17 protein-coding genes and 1 pseudogene are annotated in these 19,922 nt (G+C 65.2%); 6 read left to right on the top strand and 12 right to left on the bottom strand.

What is annotated here, in order from left to right; all coding sequences use genetic code 11:
- Positions 1-61: 61 nt before the first annotated feature.
- Positions 62-628 carry a hypothetical protein gene (locus CI15_RS20860; protein WP_062130467.1) on the top strand — a complete coding sequence of 189 codons (567 nt, stop codon included), beginning with the start codon at positions 62-64 and terminating at the stop codon, positions 626-628.
- A 34-nt stretch (positions 629-662) separates the two neighbouring features.
- On the opposite strand, the gene CI15_RS20855 is transcribed toward CI15_RS20860, so the two are convergent.
- Together CI15_RS20855 and CI15_RS37765 are read right to left on the bottom strand one after the other, a co-directional pair.
- Positions 663-1,835, bottom strand: a complete 1,173-nt coding sequence (locus tag CI15_RS20855; RefSeq protein ID WP_062130465.1) for a glycosyltransferase — start codon at positions 1,833-1,835, stop codon at positions 663-665.
- Positions 1,835-2,218: a squalene/phytoene synthase family protein gene (locus tag CI15_RS37765; RefSeq protein WP_241495886.1), complete on the bottom strand. Its 384-nt coding sequence runs from the start codon at positions 2,216-2,218 to the stop codon at positions 1,835-1,837. Before CI15_RS37765 ends, CI15_RS20855 begins: the two co-directional genes overlap by 1 nt.
- A 206-nt stretch (positions 2,219-2,424) precedes the next feature.
- On the opposite strand from CI15_RS37765, the gene ispH reads away from it, so the two are divergent.
- Positions 2,425-3,369, top strand: a complete 945-nt coding sequence (gene ispH, locus CI15_RS20845) for a 4-hydroxy-3-methylbut-2-enyl diphosphate reductase (RefSeq protein WP_062130462.1) — start codon at positions 2,425-2,427, stop codon at positions 3,367-3,369.
- A 10-nt stretch (positions 3,370-3,379) separates the two neighbouring features.
- On the top strand, positions 3,380-4,534 hold the full coding sequence (gene hpnH, locus CI15_RS20840) for an adenosyl-hopene transferase HpnH (RefSeq protein WP_062130460.1): 1,155 nt from the start codon (positions 3,380-3,382) through the stop codon (positions 4,532-4,534).
- Between the two features lie 137 nt (positions 4,535-4,671).
- Here the strand turns inward: hpnH and CI15_RS20835 are convergent, their stop codons facing one another.
- Positions 4,672-5,274: an MlaC/ttg2D family ABC transporter substrate-binding protein gene (locus CI15_RS20835; protein WP_062130457.1), complete on the bottom strand. Its 603-nt coding sequence runs from the start codon at positions 5,272-5,274 to the stop codon at positions 4,672-4,674.
- Between the two features lie 211 nt (positions 5,275-5,485).
- Between CI15_RS20835 and hpnN the strand changes: the two genes are divergently transcribed.
- Positions 5,486-8,101, top strand: coding sequence for a hopanoid transporter HpnN (hpnN, locus tag CI15_RS20830; protein WP_062130455.1), 2,616 nt, complete (start codon positions 5,486-5,488; stop codon positions 8,099-8,101).
- A gap of 2 nt (positions 8,102-8,103) precedes the next feature.
- Positions 8,104-9,129, top strand: coding sequence for an MlaA family lipoprotein (locus tag CI15_RS20825; protein ID WP_062130453.1), 1,026 nt, complete (start codon positions 8,104-8,106; stop codon positions 9,127-9,129).
- Between the two features lie 134 nt (positions 9,130-9,263).
- Here the strand turns inward: CI15_RS20825 and CI15_RS20820 are convergent, their stop codons facing one another.
- The 9 genes from CI15_RS20820 to CI15_RS20780 all read right to left on the bottom strand — a co-directional run bounded on the left by CI15_RS20820 (position 9,264) and on the right by CI15_RS20780 (position 17,817).
- Positions 9,264-9,815, bottom strand: a complete 552-nt coding sequence (locus tag CI15_RS20820; RefSeq protein ID WP_241495885.1) for a DUF3828 domain-containing protein — start codon at positions 9,813-9,815, stop codon at positions 9,264-9,266.
- 217 nt (positions 9,816-10,032) lie between these two features.
- Positions 10,033-10,518 carry an acyl-CoA thioesterase gene (locus CI15_RS20815; RefSeq protein ID WP_062130451.1) on the bottom strand — a complete coding sequence of 162 codons (486 nt, stop codon included), beginning with the start codon at positions 10,516-10,518 and terminating at the stop codon, positions 10,033-10,035.
- A gap of 162 nt (positions 10,519-10,680) precedes the next feature.
- Entirely contained in the window at positions 10,681-11,436 is a 756-nt protein-coding gene (locus CI15_RS20810) for a phosphorylase (RefSeq protein WP_062130449.1), read from the bottom strand.
- A 3-nt stretch (positions 11,437-11,439) separates the two neighbouring features.
- Positions 11,440-13,524 carry a squalene--hopene cyclase gene (gene shc / locus CI15_RS20805; protein ID WP_062130447.1) on the bottom strand — a complete coding sequence of 695 codons (2,085 nt, stop codon included), beginning with the start codon at positions 13,522-13,524 and terminating at the stop codon, positions 11,440-11,442.
- Entirely contained in the window at positions 13,521-14,789 is a 1,269-nt protein-coding gene (hpnE, locus tag CI15_RS20800; RefSeq protein WP_062130445.1) for a hydroxysqualene dehydroxylase HpnE, read from the bottom strand. Before hpnE ends, shc begins: the two co-directional genes overlap by 4 nt.
- Positions 14,790-14,793: 4 nt before the next feature.
- Positions 14,794-15,642, bottom strand: a complete 849-nt coding sequence (hpnD, locus tag CI15_RS20795; RefSeq protein WP_062130443.1) for a presqualene diphosphate synthase HpnD — start codon at positions 15,640-15,642, stop codon at positions 14,794-14,796.
- A gap of 246 nt (positions 15,643-15,888) precedes the next feature.
- A complete protein-coding gene (locus CI15_RS20790) occupies positions 15,889-16,839 on the bottom strand; it encodes a sensor domain-containing diguanylate cyclase (protein ID WP_062130441.1) in 951 nt (316 codons plus the stop codon).
- Entirely contained in the window at positions 16,836-17,459 is a 624-nt protein-coding gene (locus CI15_RS20785) for a chemotaxis protein CheC (protein WP_062130439.1), read from the bottom strand. The genes CI15_RS20790 and CI15_RS20785 overlap by 4 nt, the downstream gene beginning before the upstream one ends.
- Positions 17,452-17,817: a response regulator gene (locus CI15_RS20780; protein WP_062130437.1), complete on the bottom strand. Its 366-nt coding sequence runs from the start codon at positions 17,815-17,817 to the stop codon at positions 17,452-17,454. The genes CI15_RS20785 and CI15_RS20780 overlap by 8 nt, the downstream gene beginning before the upstream one ends.
- A 608-nt stretch (positions 17,818-18,425) precedes the next feature.
- Here CI15_RS20780 and CI15_RS20775 point away from each other — a divergent pair.
- Positions 18,426-19,922: pseudogene (locus CI15_RS20775) on the top strand (hybrid sensor histidine kinase/response regulator); the annotation flags it as partial.

Below are 19,922 nucleotides of genomic sequence, written 5' to 3'. Positions count from 1 at the left end.
GCGACGGGTCAAAGGCCTCGCGCAGCAGGTAAAATCGCGGGTCCTATCAGAGAAACCTCGCATGAACCTTCACGAACAGCTCGGCGCGCTCGAAACGGGCGTCGATCAGCTCATTCAGGCTGTCGTGGCCACGCAGGCCGAGAACACTCCCGAGACAAACACTGACGCGACGGCATCGCCCGCGGCGTCGGAGCCTGCCGCGCACGATGTATCGGCAGACGCGGCACAAACGACACAAACGACTCAAGCGGCAGCGCAAGAGCCCGCGCCCAGCGAAGCGGACGAGGCGCCGGCCCCGCAAATCCAGCCGACGCTCGAAATCAACCGCCCCACGCGCGACGAAATCACGATGACGATCGGCAATCAGACCGTCGTGCTGCGCCCGGATCAGATCAGCCGGCTGGTCGAGGAATTGTCGAATGCGCGTGCGTCGATGACGCCGGAGCAGCCGCAGGGCATTCCGCCGGGCTGGCAATTCGTCTCGACGAAGAATCCGATGATGGCCGTGCAGAAGCAGTCGAACGGCGATCGTCTGCTGGTGATGCGTCACACCGGCCACGGCTGGGTGCCGTTCACGTTCTCGCCGGACGTCGTGATCCAGATGTACATGATGCTGACGAACGCGTGATGTAAAAAAAGCGGCGTAACGCCGCTTTTTTATTTCAACGCTCCTGCACCGGCGCCTGCACGCGCGCCTTCCACTGCCCACCCTTGCCTCGCCAGTAACGCACCGCCGACGCGAACGTCGCGCCGACATAAAACAGCGCCACGAGAGGCAGAAACGGCGCCCACAGCGGCGAGCGCCGGTAGTAGACGAGCATCGGCGCATACGCGCAGCCCATGGCCGCCCACGCGAGCCAGGCCGGCCAGCCGAGCGGCCCGAGGAACAACGCCGCGACCGGCGGCAACAGGTAGATGATCGCCATGCCGAGAAGCGTGCCCGCGAGCAGCAACGGCGAGTAGCGCAGCTGCGTGAACGCGGTGCGCGCGATCATGTTCCAGATGTCGCGCCAGCTATCGTAAGGACGCAGCGACACGCTCTTCGCCGCCACGTCGAGGCGGATCGGATGATGCCCGCTACCGCGATGCTTGATGCGCGCGGCGAGGCTGCAATCGTCGATCAGTTCGGCGCGGATCGACTCGATGCCGCCCGCTTCCTCGAGCGCCGCGCGGCGCACCAGCATGCAGCCGCCCGCCGCGGCCGCGGTGCGATTGCGTGGATTGTTGACCCACGCGAACGGATACAGCTTCGCGAAGAAGAACACGAACGCCGGGATCAGCGCTTTTTCCCAGAACGAATCGCAACGCAGCCTGACCATCAGCGAGACGAGGTCGCGCTTTTCGGCATCCGCGCGAGCGACGAGTTGCGTCAGCGCGTCGACGGGATGGCCGATGTCGGCATCGGTCAGCAACAGGAATTCGGCGGACAGATCGAGCGTGCGCACCGCCTCGATGCCTTGCGACTGCGCCCATACCTTGCCGGACCAGCCCGGCGGCAGCGGCTTCGCGCTCAACACCGTCAACCGCTCCGGACATTGCAGCTGTAGCGCGGCGGCACGTGCGGCATCGGCGGTGCCGTCGGTGCTGTGATCGTCGACGACGATCACATGGAACGCGCCCGGATAGTCCTGCTTGAGCAGCGACGTGACCGCCTCGGCGATCACATCGACTTCATTGCGCGCCGGCACGACGGCCGCGACGGCAGGCCAGGCGTCGCGCGACGCGATGGCGAGCGACGCGGCGGGACGCGCACGCCAGAAGCCGCCGCGCGCGAATAGCAGCACGCACCAGATCAGCAGGGAAACACACGAAAGAATGAACAGGACTACCGCCATTAAGCATGACCCTCGATGGAGCGCGCCGCCACGCCGACGCGTCTGGATAGTTGCATTGTCAGGGTGCGCGCCGTCACCACGCACCCGTCGCCTTCCTCGACGATATCAGCCGCGCTGCGCACGACCTGGTAGATAATACCGACAGGCGCGCGCAGCGCCTTGGGCAGCAACACGCTCGCGAGCGGAAAGTCTTCGTGCTGATCGACGTCCAACCAGCGAGCCTCGAAACCATTCTGTAATGCGGCGCGCTGAGCGCGCAGCGAGGATCGGTAGTTTAAGGGTTCCGCCGCGGCGGTGCAGCGTAAGGTGGTGGCCCGGCGCGCGACGAGGCATTGTCGCGCGGGTCTGCTTACATCGTTGTAACCCTCGCGGTCACGGTTCACTGCAAGGCCCTGCGCCTGCGGCGAGCGCCCAACACACGGGCCGCGCCAAAAAGCACGGCGGCCCCGATAGCGTTAGAATGCGCGTTTGGTTTTGCTGTACCGGCCGGTCGCCGGGGCTCAAGACGTCAACTAATCATGATGAGCGCGGCGATAAAGTCAGCTTCACGACTTCTTCGAAACCCGCGTTAGTCGGAGTTCGCCAACTTATGCGAGTCATCCTTGCTCAGCCCCGCGGCTTTTGTGCGGGTGTTGTCCGCGCAATCGAAATCGTCGATCGTGCGCTACAGCAACACGGCGCGCCCGTGTATGTTCGCCACGAGATCGTCCACAATCGGCACGTGGTCGATAATCTGCGCCAGAAGGGCGCGCGTTTCGTCGAGGAACTCGATGAAGTGCCGCAAGGCGCGGTCGCGATATTCAGCGCGCATGGCGTCGCGCAGACCGTCGAACGTGACGCTGAAGCCCGCGGCCTCGATGTGCTCGACGCGACCTGCCCGCTCGTGACCAAGGTGCATGTGCAAGGTCGTCAGTACGTGGCCGCCGGCCGCACGCTGATCCTGATCGGCCATGCCGGCCATCCGGAAGTGGAAGGCACGATCGGCCAGATTCCCGGCACGGTGCTGCTCGTGCAAAGCGAAGCCGAAGTCGCGCAGCTCGACCTGCCGATCGACGCGCCGCTCGCCTACGTGACGCAAACCACGCTGTCGGTGGACGACACGCGCGGCATCATCGATGCGCTGCTGCGCCGCTTCACCGACATCGTCGGTCCGGACACGCGCGACATCTGTTACGCGACGCAGAACCGCCAGGCGGCGGTGCGCGAGTTGAGCAAAGAGGTCGAGGTGCTGCTGGTGGTTGGTGCGACCAACAGCTCGAACTCGAACCGGCTGCGCGAAATCGGTAGCGAGAGCGGCGTGGCGAGCTATCTCGTCGCCGACGGCTCCGAAGTGAAGCCGGAATGGTTCACCAACGTGCGGACGGTCGGCATCACGGCCGGCGCGTCGGCACCGGAAGAAATGGTTGAGAACGTAATCGATGCGCTCCGCGCATTGGGGCCCGTCGATGTCACGACGATGGCGGGCCGTGAAGAAAAAGTCGAATTCAAGTTGCCATCGAAACTGATGCAACCACTCGCTGCACGCGAAGTTTAAGGAGGACGCCTTGTCTATTCCGCTGCTACAGAAAGTCCGCGTCGGCGCATACATCATGCGCCAGCATCTCTCCGGCAACAAACGCTATCCGCTCGCCCTGATGCTGGAGCCGCTGTTTCGCTGCAATCTCGCCTGCAATGGCTGCGGCAAGATCGACTATCCGGATCCGATCCTGAACCAGCGTCTGTCGCTCGAAGAATGCCTGCAAGCCGTCGACGAATGCGGCGCGCCGGTCGTCTCGATCGCGGGCGGCGAGCCGCTCCTGCACAAGGAAATGCCGCAAATCGTCAAGGGCATCATGGCGCGCAAGAAGTTCGTGTACCTGTGCACGAACGCGCTCCTGATGGAAAAGAAGATGGACGACTACGAGCCGAATCCGTACTTCGTCTGGTCGGTCCACCTCGACGGCGACAAGGAAGCACACGATCACTCGGTGTCGCAGGAAGGTGTGTACGAGAAGGCCGTCGCCGCGATCCGCGAAGCGAAGCGCCGCGGCTTCCGCGTGAACATCAACTGCACGCTGTTCAACGACGCGCAGCCGGAACGCGTGGCGAAGTTCTTCGACACGCTGGGCCCGATGGGCGTCGACGGCATCACGGTCTCGCCGGGTTATGCCTATGAGCGCGCGCCGGACCAGCAGCACTTCCTGAACCGCGACAAGACCAAGCAGCTGTTCCGCGAAATCTTCAAGCGCGGCAACAACGGCAAGAACTGGTCGTTCAGCCAGTCGGCGATGTTCCTCGACTTCCTCGCGGGCAACCAGACCTACGAATGCACGCCGTGGGGCAACCCGGCGCGTACCGTGTTCGGCTGGCAGAAGCCGTGCTATCTGGTCGGCGAAGGCTATGTGAAGACCTTCAAGGAGCTGATGGAAACCACGGACTGGGACAAGTACGGCACCGGCAACTACGAGAAGTGCGCGGATTGCATGGTCCACTGTGGTTTCGAAGCGACGGCCGTGATGGACACGGTCGCGCATCCGCTCAAGGCACTGAAGGTCAGCATGCGCGGCCCGAAGACCACGGGCGCGTTCGCCAAGGACATCCCGCTCGACAAACAGCGGCCCGCCGAGTACGTGTTCTCGCGGCACGTCGAAATCAAGCTCGAAGAAATCACGCGCGCCGGCAAGGGCAAGAAGGTGGAGACCGTCACGGCGGCGCACTGACCGGTTCGACAGGATGGCGGCCGTGCGCCGCCCCTGCATTGCGCATGATCGTGAGCGCATGCAGCATGAAAAAAGCGCGGTGGCCATGGTTGGCCACCGCGCTTTTCTTTTACCGATTAAAAGTTCTGTCGACCCGCTTACGCGCCGCGCGCATTATGCTCGGTCAGGAATTTGATCAGCCCGTCGATGCCGCCTTTGTTGATCTGGTCGGCGAACTGCGTCTGATACACCTGGATCAGCCACGCGCCCATCATGTTGATGTCGTAGATCTTCCAGCCCGACGGGCTCTTGGTGAGCCGGTAGTCGATCGCATCGTCACCGCCGTTGCTGATCACGTGCGATTGCACAACGATGTCGGTGGCGCCCGCTGGCGCGCTCACCGGCGCGAACTGGAACTTCACGTCCTGGTCGCGCAATTGCGACAGCGAGGCAGCATAGGTGCGCGTGAGCAGCAGCGTAAACTGCTCGTACAACTGCTTCTGCTGCTCCGGCGTCGCGGTCGCCCATGGCTTGCCGATCGCGATACGCGTGGTGCGCTGGAAATCGGTAGCGGGCAGGAAGTGCGTCTGGACGACCTGGGTGATCTTCGCCATGTCGCCGCCACGCGCCTGCGGATCGGCCTTCATGGCAGTCACCGTGCCCTGGACTGCACTTTTTACCACCGCGTCGGGCGCGCTCTGGGCGAACGCTGCGGTGGAGACCACGGCCGCAGCCAGAAAAGCTGACAGATATCGTTTCATACGCTTGTCGTGACTCGAAAGAAGTAGCGCCGGCGGGCCGCAGCCGCCTGGCCAAAGAGGGGTAGACCAGTATAGCGGGGATTACGTTCCCATTTCGGCAGACCGGTCGGGAGTCGTACTTGCTACCGAAGTCGGGCTTGCTTGCCCGGGCTCTGTATACTTATGCACCTTCGTCAAAAACAACACCCGTGATAAGGCCACGTACGCCTACATGCTGAAGCCATATATCGTCCGTATCGTCGCGTACTCGGTGCGTCATCCGCTCAGGATCATCGCGCTGTCGATCGTGCTCGCTGTTCTGAGCGCCATCTATGTCGCGCATAACTTCAAGATCAACACGGACATCAGCCGCCTCATCGAGACCGACAAGCAGTGGTCGGCAGTCCAGAACGCGCTCGATGCCGCTTTCCCCGACCGTGGCGACACCGTTCTGGTGGTGGTCGAGGCACGCGCGCCCGAATTCGCCGATGCCGCCGCCAACGCGCTGACCGCCGCGCTCAGGGCCGATCCAAAGGAGTTCACGTCGGTCTCGCAGCCTTCCGGCGGCCCGTTCTTCGAACACAACGGCCTGCTGTTCCTGCCCACCGACGAGGTGATGTCCACCACCTCGCAACTCGTGCAGTCGCGCCCGCTCGTCAACACCCTTGCGCATGACCCAAGCCTGACCGGCCTCGCTGGCACGCTGACCACGACCCTGCTGCTGCCGCTGCAACTCGGCCAGGTCAAGCTCCCCGACATGAGCCGGCTGCTTGCGCAAAGTGCGAACACGCTCGATCGCGTGCTGGCCGGCCAGCCCGCCGCGTTCTCGTGGCGCGCGCTGGTCGACAAGGGCGCCGCCACCGAGCCGGCGCGCTCGTTCGTCGTGGTCCAGCCGGTCGTCAACTACGACGCGCTGGAGCCGGGCGCGAGCGCATCGAGGGCGATTCGCGAGACCGCGGTCTCGCTGCATCTCGAATCGCGCTACGGCGCGACGGTCCGACTGACCGGCGAGCAGCCGCTCGCGGACGAGGAGTTCGCCTCGGTGCAGGACGGCGCGGTCCTGAACGGCATCGGCACCTTCATCGTCGTGCTGGTCATTCTGTGGCTCGCGCTGCGCTCGGGCCGCATGATCGCCGCCGTGTTCATCACGCTGTTCGTCGGCCTCGCGATCACGGCCGCGCTGGGCCTGATGATGGTCGGCGCGCTCAATATGATTTCGGTGGCGTTCATGGTGCTGTTCGTCGGGCTCGGCGTCGATTTCGGCGTGCAGTTCGGCGTCAAGTACCGCGAGGAGCGCAATCGCGACGACCGGCTATCGGCCGCGCTGATGCACACCGCGCACAGCATCGGCGTGCCGCTCACGCTCGCGGCCGTCGCCGTCGCGCTGAGCTTCTTCTCGTTCCTGCCGACCGCGTACCGGGGCGTGTCGGAGCTGGGTCAGATCGCGGGTGTCGGCATGTTCGTCGCGTATTTCACGAACATGACGCTGCTGCCGGCGCTGCTGAAGCTCTTCAATCCGCCGGGCGAAGCCGCCTCGCCGGGCTTCCAGCAGCTCGCGCCCGTCGACGACTTCCTCGACCGCAATCGCAAGCCTGTGCTGATCGGCACGCTGATCGTCGTGCTCGGTGCGACGCCGCTGCTCACGCACCTGCGTTTCGACTTCAATCCGCTGCATCTGAAGGATCCGCATACGGAATCGATGGCGACGTTGTTGTCGCTGAAGGATTCGCCCGAAGCCGCGGTCAACAACGTGCAGGCGCTCGCGCCATCGCTTGCCGGCGCCGACGCGATCGCCGAGCGTCTGCGCAAGCTGCCCGAAGTGGGCCGCGTCACCACGCTGAGCACCTTCCTGCCGACCGACCAGCAGCAGAAGATGATGCTGATCGCGAGCGCCGCGCAGCAACTGCTGCCGGCGCTGCAACAGCAGCCCGCGCCGCAGGCCACCGACGAAGTCCGCGTCGCCGCACTGAAGCGCGCGGCGAATCAGCTGTCGCTCGCCGCCGAGGACCATCCAGGTCCGGGCGCGGCGGAAGCGCAACACCTGTCGGCGACCTTGCAAAAGCTGGCCGCCGCCGACGCCGCCACGCGCGAGCGCGCCGAAGTCGCGATGTCCAATACGCTGCGCATCGCGTTGAAGCAGTTGGAGAACCTGCTGCAGCCGACTGAAATCACCCAGCAGAATCTGCCGCCAGGCATCACCGCGATGTGGATCGGCAAGGGTGGTCGCGCGCTCGTCGATATCGCGCCGAAGGTGCCGCCCGGCGTCGATCCGAACGACGACCAGATGCTCGCCCGCTTCGCCCACGCGGTGAAAAAGGCCGAGCCGGGCGCGATCGGCGGACCGATCTCGATCCTGCATTCGGCCGAGACGATCATCAAGGCGTTCCTGCAAGCGGCGGTCTACGCGCTGCTGTCGATCGCCGTGCTGCTGTGGGTCGCGCTGCGTCGAGTCAGCGACGTGCTGCGCACGCTGGTGCCGCTGCTGGTCTCGGCGCTCGTTACGCTCGAGCTGTGCGTGGTGTTCGGCATGCCGCTGAACTTCGCGAACATCATCGCGCTGCCGCTGATGCTCGGGGTTGGCGTTGCGTTCAAAATCTACTTCGTGATGGCGTGGCGGCACGGCCAGACCGGCCTGTTGCAATCGAGCCTCACGCATGCGGTGCTGTTCAGCGCTGCGACAACGGCCACGGCGTTTGGTAGCCTGTGGCTGTCGCACCATCCGGGCACGTCCAGTATGGGGAGGCTGCTCGCGCTTTCGCTGTTCTGCACGCTGATCGGCGCGGTGGTGTTCCAGCCGGTGCTGATGGGCAAGCCGCGTCAACGTCGCGGGAAGCAAAAAGGAATATAAGCATGAAGCTGCGTAACACCGCGCTGGCGCTCACCGCCGCGGGTCTTATTTCCGGCTGCGCAACCGCCCCCGACCGCAAGCCGGGCGATCCGTTCGAGCCGGTGAACCGGGTGATCTTCAATTTCAACGACGGTGTCGATCGCTTTATCGCCCAGCCGGTCGCGAAGGGCTACCAGAAAGTGACGCCGCAGCCGCTGCGCACCGCTGTCAGCAATTTCTTCTCGAACCTGGGCGACCTGACCAACGCCGCGAACAACCTGCTGCAATTGAAATTCACCGATGCGACCGAAGACATCATGCGCTTCGCGTTCAACTCGGTGTTTGGTATTGGCGGCCTGCTCGACTGGGCGACGCCGGCCGGGCTGCCCAAACATAATCAGGACTTCGGCCTGACGCTCGGGCATTGGGGCATTCCGTCGGGTCCGTTTCTTGTGCTGCCGCTGTTTGGGCCGAGCACGGTGCGCGACAGCATGGGGCTCATCGTCGATGTGAAGTTCAATCCGCTGAACTATATCGAACCCGCGACGCGCAATCCGCTGTACGTGCTGCAGTTCGTGAGCACGCGTTCGGATCTGCTCGGCGCGACCAACCTGTTGCAACAGGCCGCGCTCGACAAATACTCGTTCGTCCGCGATGCCTATACGCAGCAGCGCCTCGCGCGTCTGCGCGGCACGACCAATGCCAATCCGCCGCTGCCGAATTACGAGGATCACGACGATCACGGGGATACGAGCCCGGCCGCGCCCGCCGGCGGCGCGCCGGCGGGCGGGCTGCCGAACTATTCCGATCCGGGCGATGGGGGGGAGGCACCGAATGGCGCTTCGGGAGCGGGCGGCGCGAGCAAGAGCGCGCCGGGCGCGCTGCCGAATTACAACGATCCGGGTGAGTCCGCGCCGGCGCCCGACGGAGCTTCCGGCGGCGCGCAAAACGCGCCCAGTGGGGATCTGCCGAATTACACCGATCCGGGTGAGAGCGGCGCGGGCGCAATGCCGGCCGCGCCTGCTGTGCCGGCATCGGCGCCGCAGTAGCGTCCGCGGTTGCCGGCAGGTGGCCGCGGCGGCGGCCCGCAATGCCATCCGGAGCGCGCCGCTGGCTGGGTCGTCCGCGCGATTGACTGTGCACGAAAAAAGCCCGCACTGCGCGGGCTGCTGATTCTGGATTTTCAGTCTGTCGGGTCGTATTGATGAAAGCCCAGATACCCTTCCGTATCCTCCACCTTGGTGATTCTCCAAAGTCCTTGCTCTAACCGCACGAACACCACGAGGTTCTGTTTTTCCGCTGTCCCGAACGTCACGGGCACGACCGCCGTCCCGTCGAGCATGATCGTCGGGTGAACAACCATGTGACTAAGCCAGTCTCGCGCGTCAAGGTCTTGAACCCGCGTGAAATAATCACTTCCGCCCGGCAGGCGGTGATGCCGATATTCATCCCGCAGATTATCTACCGTTGACTTCGCTACAAAGCGATAGATCGCATTATCCGTCAACTGGTAAGGACCGCTTTCCCGCTGCAAATACCACGTGTAAAACGCCCGTACGGTGGCCTCGGGGGTACTTGACTCTGCGGCTTGTGCGGGCTGAATAATCCCTGAAACGAATGCCAGCGCAAAACAAACCACTGCAAAATATTTTTTCATTTCAGTCGTGGCGATAGAGCTGTGTGCATGAGCGAGAGACCGCCCCATCCAGTTGCCCGCCGCGTATATTCCGCGCACCGGCTCAGACTCCTTGGCTCCGCGTGCGATTGAAGGTAATGCACCGCACCGACTTTATCCCATGCCATGTTTATCAAACTCCTTGTTAAGAGGAATTTGTTCTTTACCTCTATCGCAAAAAGGAGTCTATTTTTGGCATGGGATTTGACGAAATATTTACGTCGAGCGACCTCGCTTCAATTCCCCCTGAAGCGCCGCTCACCGCGCAGCAACCTGCTCAATGCAGGCTCTCGACCTCACTGCGCGCCGCGACCCGCTCTTCGTCGACGGCTGCCACCGCTGCGCTTTGCGGCACCGGCTTGGAGTTCGCGCGATAGTGGGCGAACTGCTCGTCCGCGTAACGGATGCGCGTGCGCCCATGCGGCGCGGGATCGCCGTTTTCGTCGAGATTGACGAACACCATTTTCTCGACCGTCAGAATGCTCTTACGCGTGATCTTGTTGCGGACCTCGCAACGCAGCGTGATCGAGGTGCGGCCGAAATGCGTGGCAGTCATGCCCAGTTCGATGATGTCGCCCTGGCGCGCCGAGCTGACGAAGTTGATCTCGGACATGAACTTGGTCACGACCCGCTGGTTGTCGAGCTGGGAGATCGCGTAAATCGCCGCTTCTTCGTCGATCCAACGCAGCAGGCTGCCGCCGAACAACGTCCCGTTCGGGTTCAGGTCTTCGGGCTTGACCCACTTTCTGGTATGGAAATTCATTTGGCACTCCGTGTCTGAGGCTCCCGGCCGGGCGCATTGCGCGCCTCGAACCTAGGGTTAACACTAATATTGTACCAAATATAGGGGTTTTCCCTAGTATTTCAACGATTGCATAATTAATTGCGCTGATAGGCAATGCCTTTGGTTCGCCGCGCCGCCGTCTCAAGCAACGGTGGTCATCCGCAGTGCGCCGCCCTTCCCCAAGGCCTCACGCGCCTCGACCAGCGTGGTCCGCGCGGCACGCGCATCGGCAGCGAGACGTAGCAACGCGCCGAGTTGGGACGGCTGGCGCAGCAATTCGCGCAGAATCGGCCCGAGCGCAGTGCTGCCGTCGTCGCGCAACCCCGCCGTCGCGGCCGGCGGCAGCGTACGCCAGGCCGGATCGACGACCGCGCGACACACGGCGAACGGCAGACCGTGCGCAGCAGCGGTCGCGCCGGCGATGTGCGATTCCATGTCCACCGCGAGCGCGCCGGTCGAGTCGTGCAGCGCGCGCTTGTCTGCGGCGGTGATCAGCGGCGCGGCGACCGCCGCCATCGCGCCACGGCGCAGACGCCCCGCGAGCCCCGCAGCGTTGCTGCCGGCCGTCACGGCGGCGGCAATCCGCTCGGTCCATTGCCGGTCGGTGTCGATGCGGCCAAACGGTCCATGCACCGAATCCGCGACGATCAGCGCGCCCGGCTCCAGATCCGGTGCGAGGCCGCCCGCTGTGCCGAAACTGACGATCCCCGCCGCGCCGCGAGCGACCGCCGCACTCAGCGCGCGTTCGAGCAGATCGGCACGCGCCGCGTACACGACCTCGACGGGTTCGCTGCCGTCGCCGCGCGCGATGCGCGCTTCGAACGCCATGCCCGTCACGACGATCACCGGCAAGCTGCTAGCTCCCGTCCCGACGGACGGCGTCATCGACACAGCCATCGGTCACATCCCGACCGTGACGCGCGTGAGCCCATTGCGCTTCAGATGACGGAAGCGCGCCAGCGCCCACAGCGGGAAGAACTTGCGATAGCCGTGGTAGCGCAGATAAAACACGCGCGGGAAGCCCGTCGCGGTAAAGCGCGTTTCGTCCCACAAGCCATGCTCGCGCTGCTCACGCTGCAGATAGTCGATGCCGCGCGCCACCGCCTCGTGATCGACCTCGCCCGCCGCCATCAGCCCGAGCAGCGCCCACGCGGTCTGCGACGCGGTGCTCGACGCGCGCTCGTAGCCGCGATAGTCGAGCTTGTAGCTCTCGCCGCCCTCGCCCCAGCCGCCGTCCTCGTTCTGGATCGATACGAGCCATTGCACCGCGCGGCGCATGCTCGGGTCGTCGTGCGGCATGCCGGCCGCGTTTAGCGAGCACAGCGCGGTCCACGTGCCGTAGATATAGTTCATGCCCCAGCGGCCGTACCAGCTGCCGTCGGACTCCTGCTCCTGCTGCATATACGCCATGGCGCGCCGCGCCGGCTCGCTGCCGTGCGGCAACTCGCCGATCTGCGCGAACATCGACAGACACCGGCCCGACACGTCCGCGGTCGGCGGATCGAGCAGCGCGCCGTGATCGGAGAACGGGATGTTGTTCAGGTAGTACTGCGTGTTTTCCGGCTCGAACGCGCCCCAGCCGCCGTCGCTGCTCTGCATGCCGACCACCCATTCGCGCGCGCGGGCAATCGCTTCACGATCGACATCGGATTGCGTGAGCGCGGCCGAGCGATGCATCGCCATCACGACCACCGCGGTATCGTCGACGTCCGGGTAGTGCGCGTTGTTGTACTGGAACGCCCAGCCGCCGGGCCGCACGTTCGGGCGGCGCGAAATCCAGTCGCCGCGCACGTCGAGAATCTGCAGCGGGCGCAGCCAGGCGAGCCCGCACTCGGCCGCCTGCTCCGCGCGCGCCTCGCCGGTTTCGAGCAACGCGTGCGCGACGAGCGAGGTATCCCACACCGGCGACAGACACGGCTGGCAATAGGCTTCGTCGTCCTTGACGATGAGCAGCTTGTCGAGCGACTGGCGAGCGATCGCGCGATGCGGATGATCGGCCGGATAACCGAGCACGTCGTACATCATCACCGAGTTGGCCATCGCCGGGAAAATCGCGCCGAGGCCGTCCTCGCCGTTCAGCCGTTCGTCGACGAACGCGACCGCCGCGCGGATCGCGCGCTCGCGCGTCGCTTTCGGCAACAGACCGTCGACCGCCCGCAGCACCGTATCGACACAACGGAAAAAGCCGAACCAGCCCGCATGCTGATGCGGTGCGCGCTGGTTCATGCCGGTGTTCACTGGTGCGCCGCAGAACAGTTCGTCGATGCGCACCTTGCGGGGATTGCGCGCGAGCGGCCGCTTCGCGTTGAGCACGAGCAGCGGCACGATTACCGTACGCGCCCAGTACGACACCTTCGACAGATGGAACGGGAACCACATCGGCAGCAGCATGATCTCGACCGGCATCATCGGCACCGCGCGCCACGACACCACGCCGAACAGCGCCAGCAGGATGCGCGTGAACACGTTCACGTGTTCCGCGCCGCCGTGCGCGAGGATCGCGTCGCGCGCGCGCACCATGTGCTCCGCGTCGACCGGGTCGCCGATCATCTTCAGCGCGAAGTACGCCTTCACGCTCGCGCTGACGTCGAACGCGCCGTCGGTAAAGAGCGGCCAGCCGCCGCTCGGCAACTGGATGCGGCGCAGATAACGCGCAATCTTCTGTTCGAGTTCGAGGTTCGGCGTTTCGCCGAGATAGTGAACCAGCAGCACGTATTCGGCCGGAATCGTGGCGTCGGCTTCGAGTTCGTAGACCCAATGGCCGTCGGGCTGTTGCGCGGCGAGGATCGCGTCGGTCGCACGCGTGATCGAGGCGTCGAGCGCGCTCGCGTCGGCGCCTTGCGGCGATGCCGGCGTTGCGGCGGCCAATGCCTCCGGCACGGCGGGAGCGTCGGCAAGCACCGCAGCTTCGGCCGGGTTCAGCGCCGCATCGGCGGTTTCGGGCAGCACCGCGTCGACGGGCTGGGTTTGGGATAAGTCGTTCATCTGCGTTCCATCGGTTGATTCAGCAGCGTATCCGCGGCCTTCTGGCCGGAGCGGATCGCGCCTTCGAGCATCGCGGGCAGGCCGGTGGCCGTCCAGTCGCCCGCGAGCAGCAAATTGTTCCAGCGAGTGCGCGTGCCCGGTCGCAGTGTCTCCTGCGCGGGCAGCGCGGCAAACGTCGCGCGCGGTTCCGTCACCACCTGCCACCGGGGCAGCGGCGTGAGCGGCAAATTCGCCGCCCGCGCGACCTCGGCCCAGACGGTCGCCGCGAGTTCGTCGTGCGGCGTGTCGAGCAGCCGCTCGGCGCCGTTCACCGTCACCGACAGGCGCTCGTCGAACGCGAACAGCCACTCGGCCGTCCCGTTCAGCAGCGCCGTGACCTGCGGCAAGCCGAACGGCGGCTCGACCGCGAAATGCACGCTCAGTGCGGCCGCAAAGCGTGTCGGTGCGCGCAGACCCGGCACGAATGCGGCCGCGGCATCGGGCGGCAGCGCGAGAATCACCGCCTCGTTCGCGCCGAGTGTCATGCTCTCGTCGGCGAAATGCAGTGCTTGCACCCTCGCCGGCTCGGCCGCAAACGTGATGTCGCGCAGCGGCGCGCCGAGCCGGATCGTCGCGCCGCCATGTTGCAGGAGCCGCAGCGCCGGATCGACGAACGCGCTGCCAAGACCATTGCGCGCGACGAGCGGCCGGCACGCGAGCCCGCCCGCGAGTAGCGTTTCGCGCACGAGTGCGCCGGTCAGTTCGGCCGACGCCTCGCGCGGCTCCAGATTCAGCAGCGCATGCAGCAGCGGCCGTAGCAGCCGGTCCCACAGCGGTCCGTCGCAGCGCATCGTCTGTGCGACGCTGCGGCCCGGTTTCGCGAACAGCAGCGGCACGAGCGACAGGTAGTCGATCGGGCCCGTGTTCGGCACGCGCGCTTCTCCATCGAAAATCCACCACGGCAAGCGGCCCGGCGACAGACGCACGGTCCAGCGCGAACGCGTGGCCAGATCGACGAACGGATACTCGGGCTGCGTGGGGCCGACCAGTTCCTCGGCGGCACCGATCGCGCGCACGTAGTTCAGCGTCGCGGTATTGGCCGACAGCACGATGTGATTGCCGCTGTCGAGCGTCGCACCGAGCTGCGCGTCGTAGTAGGACCGGCAGCGGCCTCCCGCGTAATCCTGCGCTTCGTGTAGCACGACCCGCGCGCCGCGCCGTTGCAACTGCACGGCGGCGGCGAGCCCGGCCACGCCCGCGCCGACCACGTGGACGAGCTTCGGCATCAGCTCAGAAAAACGCGTAACGCGCGACGATCCACAGCAGGCGCAGCTTCGGCTTGCTGACCTTCTCGCGCGGAACGTCGAAGCCACGCGCAAGCGTGCGCTCGAGCAGCACGCGATAAACCCCCGACATGATGCGCGGCGCGCGCACCTGGCCGCGCGGCTCGCGAGCCATGATCGCGTCGGACTCGGCGAAGTGCTGCTTCGCGCGCTCGGCGAGCGTCGCGCAGACCCGCGGCAGCGTCGGATCGTCGGCGATCTGCTTCGGGTTCGTGACCGCGATGCCTTCGCGCGCGAGCAGTTCGAGCGGCAGATAGCAGCGGTTGATGGCGGCGTCTTCGTCGATATCGCGCAGGATGTTGGTGAGTTGCAGCGCGCGGCCGAGATGGTGCGCGAGCAGCCGGCCCGGCTCCTCGCGCATCCCGAATATCCTCACCGACAGACGGCCGGCCGCGCTCGCAACGCGGTCGCAATAGAGGTCGAGCCTGGCGTCGTCGGGCGCGCAGATGTCGGCGGCCGCGTCCATCGCCATGCCGTCGATCATCGCGTGGAAGTCCTCGCGTTGCAGATGAAACGTGTGAATGTGTCGCGTCAGCGCGCGCAGCGAAGCGCGCGGCTGGCCGGCGTAGCACGCGTCGATGTCGGCACGCCATTGCTCGAGCCCGGCCGCACGTTCGGCGCGCGGCAGGTCGCTGTCGGCGATGTCGTCGACGGCACGGCAGAAGGCGTAGACCTGATACATCGCATCGCGTTGCGCCGCCGGCAGGATGCGCATCGCGAGATAGAACGAGCTGCCGGACGTGGCGGCAGCGGCGTCGATTTCAGTATCGTCCACGACAAGATTGGAAACAGCCAAGACGATCTCCGCTGGAGGCGCCCGCTGAAAGGCGATCAAAGAAGTTTTTATGCCGACCCGCAGGGCTGTGGGCCCGCGCGCGCGGACACGCGCGAAACATCCGGCTGGGCGGCCGGAAACGGCGAAAAGTATAGCAATCTTTGCCGGTGACCGCAGTTTCGAGGACTAATGAGGGACGGAAAGGAAGGCTCGCACCGCGCCGGGTGCCGGGCGGCGGGTTTGAACCGCGCCGCCCTCGCTAAGGCATCAGGCTCCCGCGAGCCGGAACGCGACCGCACGGTTGCGGCCCTGACGCTTTGCGCTATAGAGCGCCGCGTCGGCCTCGTTGATCAGCACGTCGTAGGCGGGCACGCCTTCGCGCGCGGCCGCGCCGCCGAGACTCACCGTGACCGGCACCGTGGTACCGATCAGCTCGACCGGCGTTTGCTCGATCACGAGACGGATCTTCTCCGCCACCAGCATCGCGTCGTCGAGCGGCGTGCACGGCAGCAGCAGCGCGAACTCTTCGCCGCCGAAGCGCCCGAACGTGTCCTGCGCGCGCACCACGCCCGCGACGCGCTGCGCCATCACGCGCAACACCGTATCGCCGACGCCGTGGCCGAACTGGTCGTTGATCTTCTTGAAGTGATCGAGATCGAACAGCAGCATCGACATGTCACCGCCGTAGCGCTGCCAGCGCGTGAACTCGTCGCGCAGCCGCCCTTCGAAAAAGCGCCGGTTGGCGATGCCGGTCAGGCCGTCGCGATTCGCGAACTCCTGCAGCTTCGCGACCGCCTCCTCGCGTTCGCGCTGCACGATGCTCACGTGCGTGACGTCCGAGATCGTCACGCACACGGCCACCACTTCACGCCCGCGCATCAGCGGCATGAACGTGCAGTCCTGCTGCATGAAGTCGACCCCACCGGTGATCGGCCGGTCGTGGTCGAATTTGAACAGATAGGGGCGCTGCTCCCACGAGCTGAACGCGAAACTGCCGAGCTGGAACACGCTCTCGATCTTGCGCGAGAGCCACACGTGCGGCAGCTCCGGAAAGTTCAGGAAGATCGAGCGCCCGACCACCTGCTCCGCCGACAGGCCGCTATGGTCCTGCATGAAGCGATTCCACATCAGCACGTTCAGATCGCGGTCGAGCACGAAGATGCCGAAGCCGACCCGCTCCACCACGAGGTCGCTCAAGGATTCCACGGAGACATTCATAGACTGGACAGCAGCGCGTCGAGCGCTTCATTCATATGGCGGATCGAGTCTTCGGCCATCAGCATCACCAGATGCGCGCGAAAACTCTGGTGTTCGAGCGCGAAATTCACTTCGACGAGCAGCGCCACCTGCCATTGCAGCACGCCGGGCTGGAACACTTCGTCGAGCGTCAGCGTGTCGCCGAGCAGACCCGGCGCGGAAAACACCGGCGTCCGGCCAAGCTGGTCGAGGATCGACGACACGCACGCGCCCGACAGCAGATTCGCGACGTCGAGCATCAGCTCCTGCTCGCCGACCGACTCGTAGCTCGAGCGCGCGTACGGGTCGCTCACGAGCGAGCACAGCTGCGCGATGCTGTCGCTGCGGCAGATCACCAGCACCTCGCCCTTGATGTCCGAGCGAAAGCCCTGCCGCACCGCGCTGACGGTGTCGTCGATGCGGGTCATCTCGCGCAGCGTGCGCGCCGCCTCGCTCACCGCGACCATTCGCACGCGCGGCACCGACAGCTCGATAAACGAATCGAGCAGTCGGGCGAGCCGCGTCGCGGCCCGGCCCATCGCGAGGTTGGCGATTTCCTGGAGCGCGTCGCGCTGGTCTTCGGTGAAGGCGGGCTCAGACATACAAGCCGTACTCCTTGAGGATGGGCAGGACCGCCTCCGGCGTCACCGGCTTGGCGATGAACGCGATCGCGCCCAGCTCGCGCACGCGCGCCTGGGCCAGCGGCTGCACGTCGGCGGACACGACGATCACGAAAGTATTGAGGTCTTCCTGCTGCAACGCCTCGAGGACCTGGTAGCCGGTCATGTCCGGCATCGTCAGATCGAGGAACATCACCGATGCCTTGCCCGCGCGATACAGTTCGAGCGCCTCGCGCCCGTTAGTCGCGTAGGACACGTCGACGTGCCAGTCCGCCGGCAGTGCCTTCGTGAGCAACTTGCGGGCGAGCAGCGAATCGTCGGCGATCACAATGGGCAGCATGGCAGCGGCGGCTCGGGCGGTTTCGATAGGTCGGATAAGAGAATCGGCTCGTTCGTTTGCGCGTTTTGCGCGCCGGGTTATCGTGCGTTTTTCGTTGTTGCCGACAGCGGACGGCGGCACGCCTTCGCGTGATGCCGACCGACGCGCGACCAGCTACAGTGGCGCCTGTCGCATTGCAGTTGCCGTTGGCGAGAGGAAGACAAATGCAGCAGGACGCGTTTGACGGACCTTGACGATCCGGTCCACAGACGTGACAACGGCCCTTTTATCGTAGCGAGGATTGTCGAAGCAAAGCCGCGTAAAGGCAACTCGCGAGAATCGCCGACGGTAACGATTCGTTTCCACGCTTGGCCCATTTGAGAAATGAATCTATCGTACCGGGGGATATTTTTCTATGTTCATACTTTTGTGTACGTTTGCGCTTCCCGATTCGTCGCTGATTTAACGCCGCTTTTAATGAACGGCTGGCGCGTCGAACGCTCGCTCTCCACGCTTTGCGCCAAATTCTCCCGCGCTGCGTCTATGCTTGTTCTGAAGGCGGCATGGTGCCGGTACCGGCCCGACGATACGGGGCTGCCAGTTTCGAACGACTTTTTGCATCAACCACAATGACATCAGACCGGGTCGACTCCGCGCGTGCGGGCCGCCTTTCGGGTCATCCTGCCCGTGAGCAGGACGACGCGTCGTTTCCCGCCGTGCCGGAACAGAATTTCCAGGTGCGCCGCGTCACCTTGATCGCGCTGCTGGTCGCCGCGATCGTCCTGCCGTTCGTCTACGTCGCGGCGATGGCATTCGCCGATCTGCGCTCGCGCGAGGCCGACGCGACCGATCTGACGCTGCGCACGGTGCGCGTCGCCGAAGAACACGCGTTGAAGGTGTTCGACATGAACGAGACGCTGAACTCGCGCATCGTCGATCTGACCGCGGGCCTCGACGACGACGGCATCCGCGGAAGCGAACACACGATTCACGACAAGCTGCGCTCGATGGGCGGCGGCTATCCGCAGGTGGCCTCGGTGTCGATCTTCGGTCAGGAGGGCGCGCTGCTCGTCAGTAGCCGGCTCTATCCGTCGCCGGCGATCTCGATCGGCCAGCGCGACGATTTCGTCGGCATCCGCAGCGGCAACGTGCTCGAACACGTGTCGAAAGTGATGACCGGGACCGTGAGCGGCGAGCAGGTGTTCAACATGGGCGTCGAGCGCCAGGCGCCCAATGGCTCGTTCGCGGGCATCGTGTCGATTGCGCTGCGGCCCAGCTATTTCGATGCGTTCTATCGCGAGCTGCTCGGTAGCGGCGACGACACGCCGATCATCATGAGCCTCGTGCGCACCGACGGCGCGGTGCTCGCGCATTTCCCGCGCGGCCCGCGCGAGCCGAGCGCGCTCGCGGCCGATTCGCCGTTCGCCGAAGCGGTCAGGCAGGGGCAGCGCTCCGGCGTCGTGCGGATGCGCTCGAGCTTCGCCAACGGCAACGTGATCGTCGCGTTCCGCCACGTCGGCTCGTATCCGGTCTACGTGCTGTGCAGCTATCGCACGTCGGCGGTCTGGGCCGGCTGGTACCGGCACCTGAGCGTGCTGATCCTGTCGATGTTCACGCCGTCGATCGCGCTGTGGTGCGTGATCTGGCTGTCGCTGCGCCGCCTCGGCGCGGAGGAGGAGGCGTGGCGGCGCTGGCAGGCCGAGGCGTCGATGCGCCGCTCGGTCGAATCCGCGTACCGCCAGTCGCGCAAGATGGAAGCGCTCGGCACGCTGGTCGGCAGCGTCGCGCACGACTTCAACAACCTGCTGATGATCCTGTCGGCCAACGTGCAGATCATGCGACGACGCGGCGTCGGCGGCCTGGAGCGCGAAATGTCGGCGATGGAGCGGGCGTTGAAAAGCGGCCAGTCGCTGACGCGGCAGCTGCTCGGCGTCGCGCGCAAGCAGCCGCTGCGCACCGAGACGCTGTCGCTCGAACGCTGGCTGCCGTCGTGCCGCGAGTTGCTGCGCGCCTCGCTCGGCGCGAAGGTGTCGCTCGTGGTCCTGTCTCTTATCCTCATCCTCGACCACACGGTACCTCTCTCCCTCTCGCTTTCCTTCTTCTGCTTGCTTACCAAACTACTCCTC

Origin of the sequence: Paraburkholderia monticola (genome assembly GCF_001580545.1) — a bacterium.
Lineage (GTDB): Bacteria > Pseudomonadota > Gammaproteobacteria > Burkholderiales > Burkholderiaceae > Paraburkholderia > Paraburkholderia monticola.
The sequence above is the reverse complement of the archived record's forward strand: the minus strand, read 5'-3'. Positions and strand labels throughout refer to the sequence as shown.